General features: G+C 69.2%; 16 protein-coding genes. 10 read left to right on the top strand and 6 right to left on the bottom strand.

Annotation, left to right across the window (positions count from 1 at the left end; translation table 11 throughout):
- Positions 1 to 318: 318 nt before the first annotated feature.
- A complete protein-coding gene (locus FB600_RS00460; RefSeq protein WP_145756037.1) occupies positions 319 to 1,431 on the top strand; it encodes a porin in 1,113 nt (370 codons plus the stop codon).
- Between the two features lie 12 nt (positions 1,432 to 1,443).
- Positions 1,444 to 2,478 (top strand): nucleoside hydrolase, encoded by a 1,035-nt coding sequence (locus tag FB600_RS00455; RefSeq protein WP_145756036.1) that lies wholly within the window; start codon positions 1,444 to 1,446, stop codon positions 2,476 to 2,478.
- A 115-nt stretch (positions 2,479 to 2,593) separates the two neighbouring features.
- Here the strand turns inward: FB600_RS00455 and FB600_RS00450 are convergent, their stop codons facing one another.
- The gene (locus FB600_RS00450; RefSeq protein WP_047839380.1) at positions 2,594 to 3,505 is read right to left on the bottom strand and encodes a LysR family transcriptional regulator; all 912 of its coding nucleotides are present in this window, start codon (positions 3,503 to 3,505) and stop codon (positions 2,594 to 2,596) included.
- A 97-nt stretch (positions 3,506 to 3,602) separates the two neighbouring features.
- On the opposite strand from FB600_RS00450, the gene FB600_RS00445 reads away from it, so the two are divergent.
- Both FB600_RS00445 and add read left to right on the top strand, forming a co-directional pair.
- Positions 3,603 to 4,952, top strand: a complete 1,350-nt coding sequence (locus tag FB600_RS00445) for an NCS2 family permease (RefSeq protein ID WP_145756035.1) — start codon at positions 3,603 to 3,605, stop codon at positions 4,950 to 4,952.
- A 79-nt stretch (positions 4,953 to 5,031) separates the two neighbouring features.
- A complete protein-coding gene (add, locus tag FB600_RS00440) occupies positions 5,032 to 6,132 on the top strand; it encodes an adenosine deaminase (RefSeq protein ID WP_145756034.1) in 1,101 nt (366 codons plus the stop codon).
- Positions 6,133 to 6,299: 167 nt separating this feature from the next.
- Here the strand turns inward: add and FB600_RS00435 are convergent, their stop codons facing one another.
- Both FB600_RS00435 and FB600_RS00430 read right to left on the bottom strand, forming a co-directional pair.
- Positions 6,300 to 6,950, bottom strand: a complete 651-nt coding sequence (locus tag FB600_RS00435) for a DUF2239 family protein (protein WP_145756033.1) — start codon at positions 6,948 to 6,950, stop codon at positions 6,300 to 6,302.
- A gap of 114 nt (positions 6,951 to 7,064) precedes the next feature.
- Positions 7,065 to 7,655, bottom strand: coding sequence for a TetR/AcrR family transcriptional regulator (locus FB600_RS00430; protein ID WP_046574758.1), 591 nt, complete (start codon positions 7,653 to 7,655; stop codon positions 7,065 to 7,067).
- A 119-nt stretch (positions 7,656 to 7,774) separates the two neighbouring features.
- On the opposite strand from FB600_RS00430, the gene FB600_RS00425 reads away from it, so the two are divergent.
- Positions 7,775 to 8,563, top strand: coding sequence for an SDR family NAD(P)-dependent oxidoreductase (locus tag FB600_RS00425; protein ID WP_145756032.1), 789 nt, complete (start codon positions 7,775 to 7,777; stop codon positions 8,561 to 8,563).
- Positions 8,564 to 8,664: 101 nt separating this feature from the next.
- On the opposite strand, the gene FB600_RS00420 is transcribed toward FB600_RS00425, so the two are convergent.
- Positions 8,665 to 9,792, bottom strand: coding sequence for a 4-hydroxyphenylpyruvate dioxygenase family protein (locus tag FB600_RS00420; RefSeq protein ID WP_096751113.1), 1,128 nt, complete (start codon positions 9,790 to 9,792; stop codon positions 8,665 to 8,667).
- Positions 9,793 to 10,203: 411 nt separating this feature from the next.
- Here FB600_RS00420 and shiA point away from each other — a divergent pair, with 411 nt between their 5' ends.
- The 5 genes from shiA (at position 10,204) to FB600_RS00400 (ending at position 14,260) form a co-directional block, all read left to right on the top strand.
- Entirely contained in the window at positions 10,204 to 11,508 is a 1,305-nt protein-coding gene (shiA, locus tag FB600_RS00415; protein WP_098182926.1) for a shikimate transporter, read from the top strand.
- An 88-nt stretch (positions 11,509 to 11,596) separates the two neighbouring features.
- Entirely contained in the window at positions 11,597 to 12,367 is a 771-nt protein-coding gene (locus tag FB600_RS00410) for an IclR family transcriptional regulator C-terminal domain-containing protein (protein WP_145756031.1), read from the top strand.
- Between the two features lie 283 nt (positions 12,368 to 12,650).
- A complete protein-coding gene (locus tag FB600_RS37575) occupies positions 12,651 to 12,773 on the top strand; it encodes a hypothetical protein (RefSeq protein WP_261383277.1) in 123 nt (40 codons plus the stop codon).
- A gap of 133 nt (positions 12,774 to 12,906) precedes the next feature.
- Positions 12,907 to 13,173, top strand: a complete 267-nt coding sequence (locus FB600_RS00405; RefSeq protein WP_096751111.1) for a RebB family R body protein — start codon at positions 12,907 to 12,909, stop codon at positions 13,171 to 13,173.
- Positions 13,174 to 13,213: 40 nt separating this feature from the next.
- A complete protein-coding gene (locus FB600_RS00400) occupies positions 13,214 to 14,260 on the top strand; it encodes a hypothetical protein (protein ID WP_145756030.1) in 1,047 nt (348 codons plus the stop codon).
- Between the two features lie 41 nt (positions 14,261 to 14,301).
- On the opposite strand, the gene pelG is transcribed toward FB600_RS00400, so the two are convergent.
- Entirely contained in the window at positions 14,302 to 15,672 is a 1,371-nt protein-coding gene (gene pelG / locus FB600_RS00395; protein WP_145756029.1) for an exopolysaccharide Pel transporter PelG, read from the bottom strand.
- Between the two features lie 15 nt (positions 15,673 to 15,687).
- A complete protein-coding gene (gene pelF, locus FB600_RS00390; RefSeq protein WP_145756028.1) occupies positions 15,688 to 17,262 on the bottom strand; it encodes a GT4 family glycosyltransferase PelF in 1,575 nt (524 codons plus the stop codon).
- Positions 17,263 to 17,270 lie beyond the last annotated feature (8 nt).

The raw sequence follows: 17,270 nt of genomic DNA, 5'->3' as shown, positions 1-17,270 counted from the left end.
ACACGTCTGGCTGCGCCATCCACGTGCGCCGCGCACCATCCTCGGGCGCCCGCCAGCGGCCAAGCCGTCGGCGCGCTCGCTTCCCCTTCTCCCCGCGAACCGCCTCGCCGCCCGCAAGCCCTCACCGGGCCTCGCTCGGGCCGCCCGTCGCCAGCACGACGTCGCCATGCCCGGCACCGTGCATCCTCCGCCATTCCCATAAATCGAATTGATGGATTCATAAAAATCACAAACTTTTTTTATTCACCCCGGCTTCGTATAGTCGAGCCCGTTCCCAAGCAATCCCAATCATTCGAACGACTCGCACCCACCACACGCATGAAGACCTCTCTCAAACTCGCCCCGCTCGCGGTGCTCGGCGCGGTCGCGATCCAGGCATCGGCGCAGAGCAGCGTGACGCTGTACGGCCTGATCTCGGCCGGCGTCGGCTACGCCACCAACCAGGGCGGCAAGAACGCCTGGCAAGCCCTGTCCGGCACCAACCAGAATCCGCGCTGGGGCCTGAAGGGCAAGGAGGATCTGGGCGGTGGGCTGAGCGCGATCTTCCAGCTCGAGAACGGCTTCAACGTGATGACCGGCACCGCCTCGCAGAACGGCCGCATGTTCGGGCGCACCGCGCTGGTGGGACTGGCGGACAAGCGCTACGGCACCCTCACCTTCGGCCGCCAGTACGACGCGATCCACGACTACATCGGCCCGATCATCATCGCCAGCAACGGCGTGAACATCGGCGACAACGACAACGGCTACAACGACATCCGCGTGCAGAACTCGGTGAAGTACGTGAGCCCGGAATGGTTCGGCCTGAAGGGCACCGCGCAATACGGCTTCAGCAACGCCACCGGTTTCGCGAACAACAACGCCTACAGCTTCGGGCTCGGCTACGAGCATGGCCCGCTGCGCTGGAGCGCCGTCTACGCGCAGTACAACAACCCGTTCAGCCCGAGCAACCCGGACGGCGCGATCTCGAACGACTACGCCTCGCCGATCCTGATCTTCGACAAGAGCGCGACCAACCCGTCTGTCTATGCCAAGCGCCAGCGCATCGCCGGCACCGGCGGCTTCTACACGATCGGCCACGCGCAGTTCGCGGCGCTGTTCACCGACGTGCACTACGACTACCTGGATAATTCGCACCTGCATCTGCAGAACATGGGCGTGAACGTGGTCTACACCATGACGCCCTCGCTGTTCCTGGGCGCGGCCTATGGCTTCACGCGCGGCACCTACGACGTGATCAACCAGAAGCCCAAGTGGCACCAGGTCAACCTGCAGGCCGACTATTTCCTGTCGAAGGCCACCGACATCGCGTTGACGGTGATCGTGCAGCAGGCCGCGGGCGACGCGGCCCATGCGCAGATCTTCGCCTTCGCGCGCTCGACCACCAATCGCCAGATGGTGGCCACGCTCGGCATCCGTCACGTCTTCTAACTCCGGAAAACCATGTCCAACACCAGCAGGCGCTCCTTCCTCAAGACCGGCACCGCGCTCGCGGCCGGCACCTTGCTGCCGCTCGCCGGCTTTGCCGCCGGCGAACGGCGCAGCGTGATCATCGACTGCGATCCGGGCCAGGACGATGCCATCGCGATCCTGTTCGCGCTCGGCGCCAGCGACCGGCTCGACGTGCGCGCGCTGACGGCGGTGGCCGGCAACGTGCCGCTCGAGCTGACCGAACGCAACGCGCGCATCATCCGCGACTGGGCGGGCCGCACCCGGACGCTGCCGGTCTACGCCGGCTGCCCGCGGCCGCTGATGCGCGAGCTGATCACGGCCGCCAACGTGCACGGCAAGACCGGCCTGGAAGGCGTCGAGCTGCCCGAGCCGCAGGCGCCGGTCGCGCCGCAGCACGCGGTGCAGTACCTGGTCGAGACGCTGCGCGCGGCGCCGAGACAGAGCGTGACGATCTGCGCGCTGGGCCCGCTGACCAATCTCGCCACCGCGCTGACCGAGGCGCCCGAGATCCGCGACGCGCTGCGCGAGATCGTGCTGATGGGCGGCGCCTTCTTCGAGCGCGGCAACATCACGCCGGCCGCCGAGTTCAATGTCTATGTCGACCCGGACGCGGCCCGCATCGTGCTGGCCTCGGGCGTGCCGATCGTGGTGCTGCCGCGCGACGTGGCGGTCAAGGCGCCGATCACGCCGGCGCGCATCGAGCCGTTCCGCGCGCTCGGCAATCGCTGCGGCAAGGTCGTGGCCGACATCATGGCGGCCGAGGTGGCCTACCAGAACAAGCGGCGCGGCGTCGAATCGGCACCGATGTACGACCCGAGCGCGACCGGCTACCTGGTCGATCCCTCGCTGTTCAAGGGCAAGCTGGTCAATGTCGAGGTGGAGACCACCGGCCAGTGGACGCTCGGCGAGACGGTGGTGGACTGGAGCGGGCACAGCGGCCGCAAGCCGAACGCGACCTGGATCACCGAGGTCGATGCGGATCGCTTCTACGCGACGCTGCGCGAGAAGATCGCGACGCTGCCCTGAGGGCGCGTCGCGCGGAACGTGGGGGCGTTGCGTGGAACGCGAGCCCCGCTCGGCGACGGCCGGGGGGACCGGCACGGTTCCCCATGCGGATCACCGCGACGCCCCGGCCAACGCGCTACAAGCCGCGCCGCAGCCACTCGCGGCACAGCCGCACGTGCGGGCCGCGATCGTCGCCGGGCAGGGAGATCAGCGAGATCGCACGCGTCACGCGCGGCTTGTCCAGGCGCAGCGCGACCAGCTCGGGATCGTGCAGGTGCAGGGTGTAGAGGCTCGGCAGGATGGCGACCGCCAGGCCGTTGCGCGCGAGCGCATACAGCGGCTCGGTGTATTCCATCCGGTAGGCCAGCTCCAGCGGCAGCTTCTGCGCGCCGCCGGTGCGGGCCAGCGCGTCGATCACGCTGCCGCGCACGAAGCCGCCCAGCTCGCGATCGGCCAGCCGCGCCCAGGGCACCGACTTGCGGCGCGCCAGCGGATCGTCGCGACGCAGCACGGCCACCAGTTCGTCCTCGAACAGGTCCTCGTAGCGCAGCGTCTCGTCGCTGTCCTCGGGCTCGCGCACGCCGATGCCGAGATCGGCCGAGCCGTCGCGCACGGCGGCCGTCAGCGCCGGGTTCGGGCTGTCGGTCAGCGCGAAGCGCAGCTCGGGATGGCGCGAGCGCAAGGCCTTGAGCGCGGGCAGCAGGCGCCCCGCCACGGAAGGAATGAAGGAGATGCGCACGGTCTTGGTGCGCTCGCTGAAGGTGCGCGCCATGTCGTCGAAGCTGCCGCGAGCCTGGTTCAGCAGGCGCTCGGCCAGCGGCAGGATGCTCGCGCCGGCGGCCGTCAGCGTGAGCCCCTGCGAGGACCGCGCGAACAGCGGGCCGCCGAGCAGGAACTCGATCTGCCGGATCGCGGCGGTCAGCGCCGGCTGCGTCAGCGACAGCGACTGAGCGGCCTGCGTGAAGCTGCGCGCATGCGCGAGCACCACGAAGTACTGCACCTGGCGCAGGGTCAGCGCGGGCAGCAGCGGAGAACGGTTGGACGGCATCGTCGGGAAAGCGCGGCAGGCCGGCGGTTGAACGGGATGGGCCGCAGTATAGGCGGGATGGGCGATGCCAAATAATTCAGACAGGATGAAGACGAACATGGCAGCAAGCAAGGGCCCGCGGGCAGCGGCGCCGGACAACTGGCTCGAGCGGCGCTTCGCGCTGCGCGAGCGCCGCAGCAGCGTGCGCACCGAGGTGCTGGCGGGCCTCACCTCCTTCCTGGCGGCGGCCTACCTGCTGGTGGTGATCCCCTCGCTGCTGGCCAGCGGCGGGATGGACCGCGGCGCCGCCACCACCGCCACCATCATCGTGTTCGTGCTGGCCAGCGTGCTGATGGGGCTGTATGCGAACCTGCCGTTCCTGGTCGGGCCCGGCATCGGCGGCTCGGTGATCGTCGGCGTCACCCTGGCCGGCGCGGAGCACGTGCCCTGGCAGACCGGGCTGGGCATCGCCTGCGTGTCGGGGCTGCTGTTTCTGGCGCTGACCCTGGCCGGCGTGCGCAGCCTGGTGATGCGGCTGGTGCCGGCGCAGATCAAGCTCGGCCTGGGCGCCTCGATCGGCCTGTTCATCGCCGTGCTGGGCTTTCGCAACGCGGGCATGGTGATCGTCAACGCCAGGACCGATACCCTCGCGCTCGGCGATTTCACGCGCCCCGGCACCTGCGTGGCCCTGATCGGCCTGGCCGCCGCGGTGATCCTGCAGGGCCGCAAGGTGCCCGGCGCGATCCTGTGGGCGATCCTGATCGCCGCGGCGGCCGGCGTGCCGCTCGGCGTGACCCACCTGCCGGCGGCCTGGCTTTCCTGGCCGCACCCGATCGCCCCGGTGGCGTTCCAGCTCGACCTGCCCGGCGCGCTCACGCTCGCCTCGCTGCCCTACCTGTTCGCCTTCTTCGCCGCCGAGTTCTTCTCGACGCTGGGCACCACGCTGGCGGTGGGCGCCAAGGCCAACCTGCTCGACGAACACGCCAACCTGCCCAACATCAATCGCCCGTTCCTGGTCGACTCGATCGCGGCCACCCTGGGCCCGCTGCTCGGCATCCCGGCGCTGACGGCGCTGGTCGAATCGGCGGCCGGGGTCGAGGCCGGCGGGCGCAGCGGGCTGTCCTCGCTGGCGGCCGCCGCGATGTTCGCGCTGATGCTGCTGTTCGTGCCGGTCGCGCTGATGGTCACCAAGGAGGCCACCGCGCCGGCGTTGATCCTGATCGGCCTGTCGATGTTCGGCACCATCCGCCAGACCCGCTTCGACGACTTCACCGACGCGCTGCCGGTGCTGTCGATGGTGCTGCTCACGCTGATGGCCAACAGCTTCGGCACCGGCATCGCCGGCGGACTGCTCTGCTACGTGCTGGTCAAGCTGCTGGCCGGGCGTTTTCGCGAGGTGCCGCTGGGGCTGGTGCTGCTGGCGGTCCCGCTCGGCTACTACTTCTGGACCGTCGTGAAGCCGCATTGAGAGCTGCGGGTTCACGACCTTCATCACCCGCTGTTGCTGCAGGATCCAGGCAATACCGATAACGAGAAACGAGATTCCCATGAACGAGACACCCGGCAACGTGCCGGCCACGCGCACCGGCATCGTCCTGACGCCGGCCCATCGCACCTTCTTCCGCGCCCTGCCCAAGGTCGAGCTGCACTGCCACCTGCTGGGCGCGGTGCGGCGCGGGACCTTCATCGAGCTGGCCGAGCGCACCCGCGCGCCGATCGAGCGCGCCGAGATCGAGGCCTTCTACACGCGCGGCGAGAAGCCGGTGGGCGTGCTGCGCGTGCTGCGCGCGCTCGACCAGCACCTGCTCACGCGCGCCGACGACCTGCGCCGCCTCGCCTACGAATACCTGGAGGACGCGGCCGCGCACAACGTGCGCCACAGCGAGTTCTTCTGGAATCCGACCGGCACGGTGCGCGTGTCGGGCATCGCCTATGCCGACGCGCAGGCCGCGATCGTCACCGCGATCCGCGACGCCGCGCGCGATTTCGGGATCAGCGCCAGGCTGATCCCGAGCATCGACCGCGAGGCCGATCCCGACGAGGCGGTGCAGATGGTGGACTGGATGAAGGCCTGCCGCGCCGAGGAAGTGGCCGGGATCGGCATCGACTACCGCGAGAACGACCGCCCGCCCGAGCTGTTCTGGAAGGCCTATCGCGAGGCGCGCGAGGCCGGCTTCCGGACCACCGCGCATGCCGGCGAGTTCGGCATGCCCTGGCGCAACGTCGAGACCGCGCTCGAGCTGCTGCGGGTGGACCGGCTCGACCACGGCTACACGATCGTCGACAACCCGGCGCTGGCCGAGCGCCATGCGGCGCGCGGCACGGTGTTCACGGTGGTGCCCACCAACTCCTACTACCTGCGCACGCTGCCGCCCGAGCAGTGGGCCGAACGGCACCCGATCCGCCGAATGCCCGGGCTCGGATTGAAGATCCACCCGAATACCGACGACCCGACCTTGCACAAGGTCAACCCGAGCGAAGCCTGGGAGCTGATGCACAGCCATTTCGGCTTCGGCATCGAGGCCTTGCGCGAATTCATGCTCAACGGGATCGACGGCGCCTGGGTGGACGAGGCGACGCGGCAAGCCTGGCGCGCCGCCTGGGGCCCGGAATTCGACCGGCTCGCGGCCACGCTGGCGACCGCCTGAAGCCGAGGCCGCTGACGGCCGTCTGCACCGGCGCAAAGAACTGCTCGAAGTAGCGGCCGTCTGCGACAGCAATGGCGATTCGAAAACCAGGCCGTTGATCGATTCCGCCAGCTACGACGATTTCTTCAAGCTGGTCGGCGACGGCTGCGCCGCGCGCTCCTGAGGATTCAGCGCCATTGCGCCTCGGGCTCCGCGAGGCGCAGCAGATGCTCGCGCAGGTCGCGCGGCCAGGCCTCGATCCGATCACGAAAGCCCGCCATGTCGCCAGCGAACAGCGCGCGCGAGGCTTCCTCGAAGCCGGGCAGATCGCCGGCCAGCGCCGACATGAAGTGGTAGGCACGCTCGTTGGCGAGGCGCCGGCGATCGCGCTCGCCATGTTCGCGCCGCGCCTCGTCGACCAGCTTGCGCAAGGCCACCGACGCGCCGCCCGGCTGGGCGGCCAGCCAGTCCCAATGCCTCGGCAGCAAGGTGACCTCGCGCGCCACCACGCCGAGCCTTGGACGTCCGCGCCCGCGCGGTGCACTGCCGGCCTCGCCGCTATCGGGAGCCACCGCCTCACCCGGCGACGGCTCAGTCACGGGAATCGGTTCGGGTTGCTGGTCCGCCGTGGTGAAACGCGCGCGGATTTCCTCGTCGCTGCCGCGCAGATCGACATCGATCGAGCGGCCGGTCGCGTTGTCGAACAGCAGCACCGGGCCCGGCGCCGGCGTCCGCGTCGCGTGCCGGATCGCCACCGCTACCGTGGCGAGATCCCCGGAGACGAGATGGGTCACGCCATCGAAGCCGGTATAGCGTGGAAGAAAGACTGAATCGGACATGGCGTCTGCATCGAGGCCTGGTTGCCAGGCAGGGTGATCGGATTAGCGCAGAATATTACCCGGACAAAAATAAGGCCGTCAATCCGCAAGGGATGACGGCCTGCCTGCCAGATCTCAAACAGCCGACGGCGACGCTTCGGGCACCGGCCCGACATGCGGCACGTTCTGCTCGATCCAGGCGCGCGTCTCGCGCAGCATCTCGTCGGACAGCACCGGATCGTCGGACAGGCGTGCCAGGATCACCGCGCCCACCATGGCTGCCCAACTGCCGATCGCGGCGCGCCGTGCCAGCGTTTCGTCGGCGCCCTCGATGCTCGCCGCGAAGCGCGCCACCTGCCGACCGAGCCCGCCGCCCAGCGCGCCACGCACCTCGGGCGCCTGGCGCGAGGCCTCGGCGCCGAGCGCCGCCAGCGGACAGCCGGCGGCCGGATGGTCGCGGTGGTCGGGCGTCAGGTAGGTGGCGGCGTACTCCAGCACGTTCAGCCCGCGCAGGTCCTCGCTGCCCTTCACCACCTCGGCCAGGGTCTGCGCGATCAGGTCTTCCTTCGACTTGAAGTAGCCGTAGAAACCGCCGTGCGTCAGCCCGGCCGCGCTCATCACCTCGGCCACTGTCACCGCATCGAAACCGCGCTCGCGGAACAGCCGGCTGGCCGCCGCGAGGATCTGCCGCCGATTCTCGGCGACCTGCTCCCGACTCACTCTCATACGCACCTCCCATCCAATGCTTGACATGATACATGATCGACATCATGATTAAAAACATGACGGACATCATGAATAAGTCGATGCCGGTCTTACCCCCATTTCCTTCCTGGAGAAACAGCATGTCGAAGCTTCCCGCAGTGCTCGTCACCGGTGCCTCCACCGGCATTGGCGCCGTGTATGCCGACCGGTTCGCGAAACGCGGCCACGACCTGGTGCTGGTCGCGCGCAATCTCTCGCGCCTGACCGAGGTCGCGAACCGCCTGCGCGCCGAATACGGCGTGAACGTCGAGATCCTCAACGCCGACCTGACCAAGCCCGAGGACCTGCGCCGCGTCGAGGCGCGCCTGGCCGACGACGCCAAGATCGGCGTACTGGTCAACAACGCCGGCACCACCATCCCGGGCAGCTTCGTGCAGCAGACGCCTGACGCGGTCGAAACCCTGATCACGCTGAACACCACCGCCCCGGCGCGGCTGGCCGCGGCCGTCGCGCCGCGTTTCACGCGCGAGGGCCAGGGCGCGATCGTCAACATCAGCTCGGTGGTCGGCTTCGCGCCGGAACTGGGCCTGACCGTGTATGGCGCGACCAAGGCCTTCCTGACCTATCTGTCGCATGGCTTGCGACTCGAGCTCGAACCGAAGGGCGTGTATGTGCAGGCGGTGCTGCCGGCGGCCACGCGCACCGAGATCTGGGATCACGCCGGGACCGACGTGAACTCGCTGCAGGCGGTGATGGAAGTGGACGAGCTGGTGGACGCGGCGCTGGCGGGCTACGACCTGCGCGAGGCGGTGACCATCCCGACCCTGCACGACGACGGCCAGTGGCGCAATTACGAAGGCGCGCGCCAGGCGATGCTGCCGAACATCTCGCAGGTGCACGCCGCGCCGCGCTACAAGCAGGTCGCGTAAGGCCGAGGAAACCGGGCGAGAAGAACGAAACGGCGCGCGAGAACCGCGCGCCGCCATGAAGCGGGAAATCCGGGTAGCGGAAATCCCGGTCGGCGGGCGCCTCAGGCGCCCGTTGCCTTTCTGGCCCTGGCCAGCACGCCGAGGTTGCCCTCGCCGAAACCATGATGGCCGCTGCGCTGGACGATTTCGAAGAATATCTCCCCGGGCCGGCGCTTGACGAAGGTCTGGAGGAACAGGCTGGGCACGCCGTCGACGATCTCGCCGTCGACCAGGACGCCGCGCTTGCGCAGCGCCGCCACGTCGAGCCCGTGGCCCGGCAGGCGCGTATCGATCGAGTCGTAATAAGCGGCCGGCGGCTCGACGAAGCTCACGCCGTTGGCGACCAGCGCATCCACCGAGGCGAGGATGTCGTCGGTGGCCAGCGCGATGTGCTGCACGCCCTCGCCCGGATGATCGGGCAGGTAGTCGTGCATCAGCTGGGTGCGCCGCGTGCCTTCCTCGTAGAGCGGAATGCGTACCTCGCCGCCGGGCGACACCATCACGCGCGATTCCTCCGACACATGCCAGTTCGCGTTGATCTCGTGGATCTCGCGGAAATGCAGCAGGTCGCGATAGAAATCGAGCCATTCCTGCATGCGCCCCGCGCCGACCGTCTGGGTCAGGTGGTCGACCTGGGCCAGCCCGGTGCCGGCGTACTGCAGGTCGGCCTGGGCGGTGGCCGGGTCGATCGGCCGGAAATCGATGTCGAAGATCGAGATGTCGCCGACGCCGCCCGACAGGCCGCCGCGGCCGCGCCAGCGATCGACGAAATAGATGTGCGAATCACCGATGCCCTGGATCGCCGGGATCGCCAGCTCGCCCTGGCCGATCCGCTCGCCCTCGAAGGCCCAGGCGCCGAGTTCGAGCGCGCGGTCGAAGGCGCGCTGCGCGCTGTCGACGCGGATCCCGATCGCGCAGATCCCCATGCCGTATTCGCCGGCGTAGCGCGAGGCGAAGGAATCGGGCTCGGCGTTGAGCAGGAAATGCATCTGTCCTTGCCGGTACAGCGTGACGGCCTTGCTGACGTGCCGCGCGATCGCCTTGAAACCCAGTTGCTCGAAGCGGTGCGCGAGCGCGTCGGGCGCGGGCGCCGCGAACTCGATGAATTCGAGCCCCGCCATGCCGAGCGGGTTCGCGTCCGACGGGACGGGGCGCGCCGAGGCCGTCGACGCGGGAAAGTGGCTGGACATCCGTGGTCTCCAGGAACAGACAATGTTGCGGGGCTGCGTGGCGCGACGGCTGGTTCCGTCGCAGCCGCAATTTTAACCAGATCGTTCACTTCGACCCAAGCCTTCCCGGCGATCGGGCCGCGTGTCTCGCAGCCGACAGTCTGCGGCGCGACGGGTTCGTCCGGCAATCGGGCACATCCAGCAGCAAGGGCACGCCGGCGCTTGCCACCTCCCCGCGCGCCTAGTGCTAACCCGGAAAACGATCGATCATCGCACGGATTTGAACGATAATCGCGCGCCGGCGTTCGCCACGCATTGTCGCGAGCCCGCCGCGCCCCTATGCTGCGAGCATTTTCGTCGCGACGACAGTCAGGCGCGACGCGATGCAGCCGGCCAGACACGCACCGGCCCCGGGACGACAGGAGACAGCCAATGACCCCCGCTTTTGATTCACTCGATCAGGCCGGCGCGCGCCGCGCCCGCAACCAGGCGCGCAAGGCGGCGCTGGGCAGCTTCGTCGGCGCCGTCGTCGACTGGTACGACTTCCTGCTCTACGGCATCGTCGCCGCCCTGGTGTTCAACGCGGCCTTCTTCCCCAAGGTCAGCCCGACCATGGGCACGCTGGCCGCGTTCGCGACCTTCGGCGTGGGCTTCCTGTTCCGCCCGCTCGGCGGCGTGGTGTTCGGCCACTACGGCGACCGGCTCGGCCGCAAGCGCATGCTGGTGCTGACGGTGATGATGATGGGCATCTCGACCGTGGCGATCGGCCTGCTGCCGACCTTCGAGACCATCGGCTGGTGGGCGCCGGTGCTGCTGGTGGTGCTGCGCGCGCTGCAGGGCTTCGCGGTGGGCGGCGAATGGGGCGGCGCGGCGCTGATGGCGGTGGAAAGCGCGCCGGCGAGGAGGAAGGCCTTCTACAGCAGCGGCGTGCAGGTCGGCTACGGCGTGGGCCTGGTGCTGGCCACCGGCCTGGTCTCGCTGCTCAACCACACGCTCGGCGAGCAGGCGTTCCGCGCCTGGGCCTGGCGCATCCCGTTCCTGATGAGCGTGGTGCTGGTGCTGATCGGGCTGTGGGTGCGCGCCAGCATGGAGGAGTCGCAGGAATTCGTCGAGAAGGTCGAGCAGGGCCATCGCAAGCTGAAGATGCCGGTGATCGAGGCCCTCACGCGCCACCCGAAGGCCTTCCTCTACATCGTCGCGCTGCGCCTGGCCGAGCTGTTCACGATGTACATCGTCACCGCCTTCGCGCTGAGCTACTCGACCGCCAATCTCGGCATGTCGCGCGAGCTGTTCCTCAACATCGGCCTGCTGGTGGGGGCGATCAGCTGCGTGACGATCCCCTGCTTCGCCTGGCTGGCCGACCGCTTCGGCCTGCGCCGCGTCTACATCACCGGCGCGCTGATCGGGCTGGCCTCGGCGGTGCCCTTCTTCGTCGCGCTCGAGGCGCGCGCCACGGTGTGGATCGTGATCTTCGCGGTGATGCTGGCCAATATCGCGCACGACATGGTGGTGAGCGTGCAGCAGCCGCTGTTCACCGAGCTGTTCGGCGCCGAGTACCGCTACAGCGGCGCGGGCGTGGGCTACCAGTTCGCCAGCGTGGTGGGCGGCGGCTTCACGCCCTTCATCGCGGTCGCGCTGGTCAGCGTCGGCGGCGGCTCCTGGCACCTGGTGGCCGGCTACCTGGCCGCCGGCTGCCTGATCTCGGTGATCGTCGCGGCGCGCATGCGCCCGGCCTGAAGCACGCCTGAATGCCGCCTGAAACGCGCTCGCCCGCCACGTCGGCCCGGCCTCGCGCCGGCCGCCGTGCCTCTCCCGGACCCGGCCCATGAAGAAAGCCCCCCTCGACAAACGCGACTGGATCGCCGGCCTGGAAAAAGGCCTGATGATCCTGGAGGCGTTCGACAGCGAGCACGCGCGCATGACGCCCACTCAGGCGGCCGCGCGTACCGGCCTCACGCGCACCGCCGCGCGACGCTACCTGCTCACGCTCGAGTCGCTCGGCTACGTGCAGACCGACGGGCGGCTCTACGGCCTCACGCCGCGGGTGCTGCGGGTGGGCTGGTCCTACTTCGACTCTGCGCGGCTGCCGCGCATGGTGCAGCCCTACCTGCAGCAACTGAGCGCGACGCTCAACGAATCGGCCTATGTCAGCGTGCTCGACGACTGGGAGCTGGTGGTGATCGCGCGCAACGGCGTGTCGCGCGTGATGAGTACCGGCTTCGTGCTCGGCGCGCGCGTGCCCGCGCCGCTGGCCTCGGCCGGCGTGGTGCTGCTCGCGCACCGGCACGATCCGGACGAGGTGGCGGCCTGGCTCGCGACCACCGAACTGCCGCCCTACACGCCGCACACGCTGACCAACAAGACGCGGCTGCGGCAGAAGATCGTGCAGGCCCGCGACGACGGCTATGCGGTGATCGAGCAGCAGTTGCAGGTGGGCGTGCGCGGCGTGGCGGTGCCGCTGCGCAACCGCCAGGGCGAGGTGGTGGCCGCGCTCAGCACCAACATGCCGATCGGCGGCGAGACGGCCGAGGCGGCCCTCGCTCGTGTGCTGCCCTCGCTGCAGGAAACCGCGCTGGCGATGCTCAACGTGCTGTGAGGCCGGCGCGATGACGCGCGGCACGGCTGGCGAGGCGCGTCTCGCACGGACCTGGCCACGGGCCGTGAACCGATGCGTCGCCACGCGAACCGCCGCGACGCGCTCGCGTATGAGGCCGCCGCGGCCGCCCTTCCAGCCGTCGAAGCCACGTCAAGCGGCTTTCGACAACGGCTTTCGACAACGCCTTTCAACGAGGCTTCACGCCCGCCAATATCGTCACGAAAAGAACTGGGCCGGCACCCGGACCGGGATCGCGAAACTCGGCCTCGATCCCGGCAGCGCGATGGCCTTCGTCGCCGAACGCGGCCGGCGCCTGACCGGCGCCCAGGGCGCGGTGATCGACCGCGCCGACCAGGCCATGTACGCCACCAAGCACCAGCGCAAGGACGACGACGGCAGCCGCTGAAGGCGGGAAGCCGTCCCGGCGCACAAGCCCAAGTCCAGGCCCAGGTTTACACGCTGGCGCGGCCCCGGTCGACGTGCCACCATGTGCGCGCGACGCGCATTGGCTCGCGCCGCCTCACCGAGGAGCAGCGAACATGGCATTCCCGACCGCCGTCAACACCCAGATCACCGATGCCGTCACCCAGGCCGATACCGAGGTGCTCGGCGACGCCCCGGCCGTGGCGATGGGCAATCTCTTCGTGGCGACTGCGCAGGCACTCTCGAACGCCGCCCATAACGCCACCAATGCCCAGCAGCAACAGAACATTACCGCCCAGGCCGCCACCGTGATGGGCGTGGCCACGCTGTATTCGGTCGACACCGCCACCACCGGCGAAGCCACGACACGCATCTTCCAATGACCGGCTCGCCGCCCGCGCTTCCATCCAGCAGGAGTCACCCATGACCGTCATCGTTTCAGGCCGGCTGCAGCAAGGCCTCGGCAGCTTGTCGGAACCCTCGCGGATCGCGCTGGCCTTCGTCGACGGCGGCATCGAGTGGCTCGCCTGGGCCATCGCCTCGCCCGGCGCCCGCTACGATTTCCCCGACGAGACGCATCTGCTCGACGGCGTGCAGCGCGGCCTGCACGCCTCGCCGCTGACCTTGCTGCCGAGGCTGCAACTGCTGGTCAGCCCGGTCAAGCTGCTGACGCTGAGCCTGGCCGACCTGCGCGCGCTGGCGATCGTCGAGGCCGGCGACGACTCGGAGTTTGCTGTGTCGCGCTCGCGCGCGGTGCTCGACGCGCATCACCTGCTGCCGCACGAGGAACTGGCCACCGGCACCGGCTGGCTGGCCCAGCTGGGGGTGGAAACCGCGCCGCTGTTCCAGGCCCTCGACCTCGACGGCAGCCTGGCGCTGGCCGCGCTCGGGCAACTGCCGGAGCTGGCGGGCCATGCCGAATACCTGCAGCGCGAGGCGGCGGCCTTCGGCATCGAGATGGCGCGCACGCCCCAGGAATTCTGCGATTACTTCCGGCTCTACCTCGACCGCGTCGACGGCCTCGGCAACCACGCCGCCACCAATGCGGCGCAGCGCCGCGACGCGGCGCGCACGGCGGTGCAGACGCTGCTGCCGCTGCTGTTTGGCGCACTCGACTGCCCGCAGGTCGGCGGGCTGGTCGGTCCGTCTGAGGTGGCCGCCGCCGTGCAGGCCTGGCTGCGGCAAGGGCGGATGCTCGGTTTCTCGCGCCTGTCGCGCGGCGCGCAGCAGATGGTCCGCCATGGCGGCTACCGCGACCAGGCCGCCCACGAGGCGCGGCACCTGGTGGAGCGCTACCTGGCGGCGGCCGGCGAGCTGCTGGCGGCGAACCCGGTCGAGCGCGGCGTGATGGGCCAGGACGGCGCGACCTGCTCGTTTCGCATCGAGCACGGCGCGCGGCAGGCGGTGCTGCAACTGGCGCCGGACGGCGTGGTGTCGCTGTCCGCGTTCCACCCGGGCGCCGTCGGCTGAGGCACCGAGGCGGGCGTCCCGGGCCCGGCCGCCAGCAGCGCTCACTGCAGCATGAAGGTCTCGTATTCGAGCGTGTCGAGCTTGCGATCGAGCCAGTAGAGACTCGCCAGCATCACCACGAACAGCGCGAGCGCGAAGCCATAGCCGTAGGCGGCGGGATTCGAGGCCAGCGTCAGCGCGGTCAGCAGCACGTTCAGCACCACGAAGGCCCCTACCAGCCACAGCACGATGCGGCGCTTGTCGAGGTAGAAGAACACGTTGATGATGCCCATGAACACCACCTGCATGCTGGCGGCGATCACGTCGATATAGAGCAGCGGCAGGTAGAGCGCCGGAATCTTCAGCCAGTGCAGCAGGGTCGGCGCGGCCGCGAACAGGATCAGCGCGGCCATCGCCTGGATCTTCAGGATCTCCCACACGCCCTCGCGCAACGCCTCCACCATGGCGCGCTGCATGCGCTCGATGTGCTGCAGCGAGGCGCCCTCGCGCACCGCGTCGTAGAACGCGTCGTAGTACTCGACGAAGTCGGTCTCGATGCGCAGCAGGAACACCGCCATGCCCGGGATGATCGCCAGGTAGGCGAGGAACACCGGGATGTCGTAGATGATCGAGGCGCGCAGCGGGCCGATCACCGGCTGGCCGGTGCCCGCCGAGTACCAGAACATGAACTTGTCGATCCAGATGCCGAGGTTGTAGAGCAAACCGATCAGCATCAGCGAGGGATAGCGGTAGCGCTTCTCGAAGATCTCGAAGGAGATGAAGCGGTCGCTGTCGAAATCGCGGTAGATCAGCCCGAGCAGGCCGCACAGCAGCACCGCCTGGCCCGCCACGAAGCCGGCCAGCAGGCCCGTCAGCCCGAAGCCCTCGAGCGCCAGCGCGGCCAGCGCGGTGGCCGCGTAGCCGACGAAGAACACCACGATGATCGCCACGTAGCGCTTCATGCCCGACAGGAAGATGGTGGCGATCCAGATATTGCTCATCACCACGAAGCCCGCCAGCATCAGCAGCCGGTAGCCGGCGGTCTGGCCGCCGAACGCGAACAGCGCCAGCAACGCGCCGATCAGGGCCGAGGCGGCCGTCACCACCAGCATCACCGCGTGGAAGTTCGGCAGCACCAGTTCGCGCCGCTTCTCGAACAGGCGGTCCGAGGTGAAGCGCGTGTACCAGAGCTGCAGCGGCCCGGTCAGCACCAGCGAGACCGCGATCAGGTAGGTGACCGACACCTGGAACTGCGTGACCGCGCCGTTCGGCTTGACGAAGGGCACGCTCAGCACGCCGATCAGCAGGATCCCGACGATCGACAGCACCCAGGGCCCGGCGCCGATCAGCCCCGCGTAGGTATAGGCCTGCATCAGCCCCGTCAGCGTGTTGCGACGGAGCATCTTGCGCAGCTCGAATCCGATTCCGGCCATGGTTCGCCGCCCTCCTCAGTGCGCCGCGCGGGCCGGCGGCCCGTCCGCGGCCGACTGCGCCGGCGCATCCGCCAGGCGCCGGTACAGCGTGCGATAGGCGCCGATCATCTGCTCCTGCGTGTAGTAGCGCTCCACGCGCGCCACCCCGGCGCGCTGCGCGGCGTGCCAGTTGTCGTCCTGGAACAGCTCGATGGCGGCCTCGGCCAGCGCGCGCGGGTCGGCGATCTGCACTACCCGGCCGGCCGCGCCCAGCGCCGCGTCCTCGCCGGGCAGGCCCTCGATCAACTGCCGGCAGGAGCCCACGTCGGTGGTCACCGAGGGCACGCCGGCCGCGAAGCCCTCCAGCACCACCAGCGGCAGCGCCTCCGAGATCGAGCTGAGCACCAGCAGCCCGCACTTGGGCAGCAGCTCGTCGATCTTCTGGAAGCCGAGGAACTTCACCTTGTCCTTGAGCCCGAGGCTGTCCACCAGCGCGCGGCATTCCTGCGCGTAGGCGAGATCCTCGTCCTCCGGGCCGGCGATCCAGGCCTCGGCCTCGGGCATGCGGCGCAACACGGTCAGCATGGCGCGGATGAAGGTCTTGATGTCCTTGATCGGCACCACCCGGCCGATCAGGCACAGCGTCTTGGGCACCGCCGCGGCCCGTTGCGCGCGCAGCGGCGCGAGACGCGCCAGGTTCACGCCGTTCGGGATCGTACCGGTGCGATCGGCCGGCGCGCCGTCGACGATCTGGCGCTGCCGGTTGCCCTCGTAGAGCGCGATGATGTCGCTGGCCGCGTCGTAGCAGGCGCGGCCCAGGGCCTGGAAGAAGCGCACCCAGAGATCGCGGAAATAGCCGACCTGCGAGACGTCGCGCTCGAAGATGCTGCGGTTGTCGCGGATCCACTCGCTCTGGAACAGGTCGATCTTGCGTTCCTTGGTGTAGATGCCGTGCTCGGACACCAGCAGCGGCCGCCCGCTGCGGTAGTGCGCCAGCGCGCCGAGGAAACCCGCGTAGCCGGTCGACACGGTGTGCAGCACCTTGGCTGCCGGCAGCCCCTCGGCCACGCGCACGAGCTGCCAGAGCGGCTTGTGCATGATGCGCACGGTCCAGAAGTAGTCGACGAAGGACGGATCGGTGCAGTGCTTGCGGTATTGGTCGGTGAGGAAATCCCAGGCCTGCTTCGAATACAGGAAGGCGTCCTCGCCGAGCGCGCCGCCCGGCTTCAGGTCCTCGAGCATCGACTTGAGCAGTTGCGCGCCCACCTCGCGCATCGCCGGGTTGCGCATGGTCTCGTGCAGCTGCGCCGAGCGCGCGAAGGCCTCGGCGTCGCCGCCCATCTTCTTCACCAGCGGCGGCGGCGCGAAATCGTAGAGATAGTGGGTCTCCAGGTGCACCACGTTGTCGGGCAGCGCGTACTGCTGCTTGACGTAGTCCTGCGGGCGGCTGCCGAGGAAGCACAGCGCGAAGCTGTGCTCCGGGAAGGCGCGGATCATCTGGTTGACCCAGCTCGACACGCCGCCGCTCACGTAGGGAAAGGTGCCCTCGAGCAGCAGCAGCACGTCGGCGGAGGTGGCGCGCGGCAGCGCGGGCGTGGCCGGTGTGGTCATGGTGGAAC

Origin of the sequence: Burkholderia sp. SJZ089 (genome assembly GCF_007828315.1) — a bacterium.
Classification (GTDB): Bacteria; Pseudomonadota; Gammaproteobacteria; order Burkholderiales; family Burkholderiaceae; genus Burkholderia; species Burkholderia gladioli.
Note: the sequence above shows the minus strand (reverse complement) of the source record. Positions and strands in the feature narration are given on the sequence as shown.

Bases quoted from the DNA above. Each gene is read 5' to 3' on its own strand.
- FB600_RS00460 (WP_145756037.1), top strand. From the start codon at position 319: ATGAAGACCTCTCTCAAACTCGCCCCGCTCGCGGTGCTCGGCGCGGTC.
- FB600_RS00455 (WP_145756036.1), top strand. From the start codon at position 1,444: ATGTCCAACACCAGCAGGCGCTCCTTCCTCAAGACCGGCACCGCGCTC.
- FB600_RS00450 (WP_047839380.1), bottom strand. From the start codon at position 3,505: ATGCCGTCCAACCGTTCTCCGCTGCTGCCCGCGCTGACCCTGCGCCAG.
- FB600_RS00445 (WP_145756035.1), top strand. From the start codon at position 3,603: ATGGCAGCAAGCAAGGGCCCGCGGGCAGCGGCGCCGGACAACTGGCTC.
- add (WP_145756034.1), top strand. From the start codon at position 5,032: ATGAACGAGACACCCGGCAACGTGCCGGCCACGCGCACCGGCATCGTC.
- FB600_RS00435 (WP_145756033.1), bottom strand. From the start codon at position 6,950: ATGTCCGATTCAGTCTTTCTTCCACGCTATACCGGCTTCGATGGCGTG.
- FB600_RS00430 (WP_046574758.1), bottom strand. From the start codon at position 7,655: ATGAGAGTGAGTCGGGAGCAGGTCGCCGAGAATCGGCGGCAGATCCTC.
- FB600_RS00425 (WP_145756032.1), top strand. From the start codon at position 7,775: ATGTCGAAGCTTCCCGCAGTGCTCGTCACCGGTGCCTCCACCGGCATT.
- FB600_RS00420 (WP_096751113.1), bottom strand. From the start codon at position 9,792: ATGTCCAGCCACTTTCCCGCGTCGACGGCCTCGGCGCGCCCCGTCCCG.
- shiA (WP_098182926.1), top strand. From the start codon at position 10,204: ATGACCCCCGCTTTTGATTCACTCGATCAGGCCGGCGCGCGCCGCGCC.
- FB600_RS00410 (WP_145756031.1), top strand. From the start codon at position 11,597: ATGAAGAAAGCCCCCCTCGACAAACGCGACTGGATCGCCGGCCTGGAA.
- FB600_RS37575 (WP_261383277.1), top strand. From the start codon at position 12,651: ATGGCCTTCGTCGCCGAACGCGGCCGGCGCCTGACCGGCGCCCAGGGC.
- FB600_RS00405 (WP_096751111.1), top strand. From the start codon at position 12,907: ATGGCATTCCCGACCGCCGTCAACACCCAGATCACCGATGCCGTCACC.
- FB600_RS00400 (WP_145756030.1), top strand. From the start codon at position 13,214: ATGACCGTCATCGTTTCAGGCCGGCTGCAGCAAGGCCTCGGCAGCTTG.
- pelG (WP_145756029.1), bottom strand. From the start codon at position 15,672: ATGGCCGGAATCGGATTCGAGCTGCGCAAGATGCTCCGTCGCAACACG.
- pelF (WP_145756028.1), bottom strand. From the start codon at position 17,262: ATGACCACACCGGCCACGCCCGCGCTGCCGCGCGCCACCTCCGCCGAC.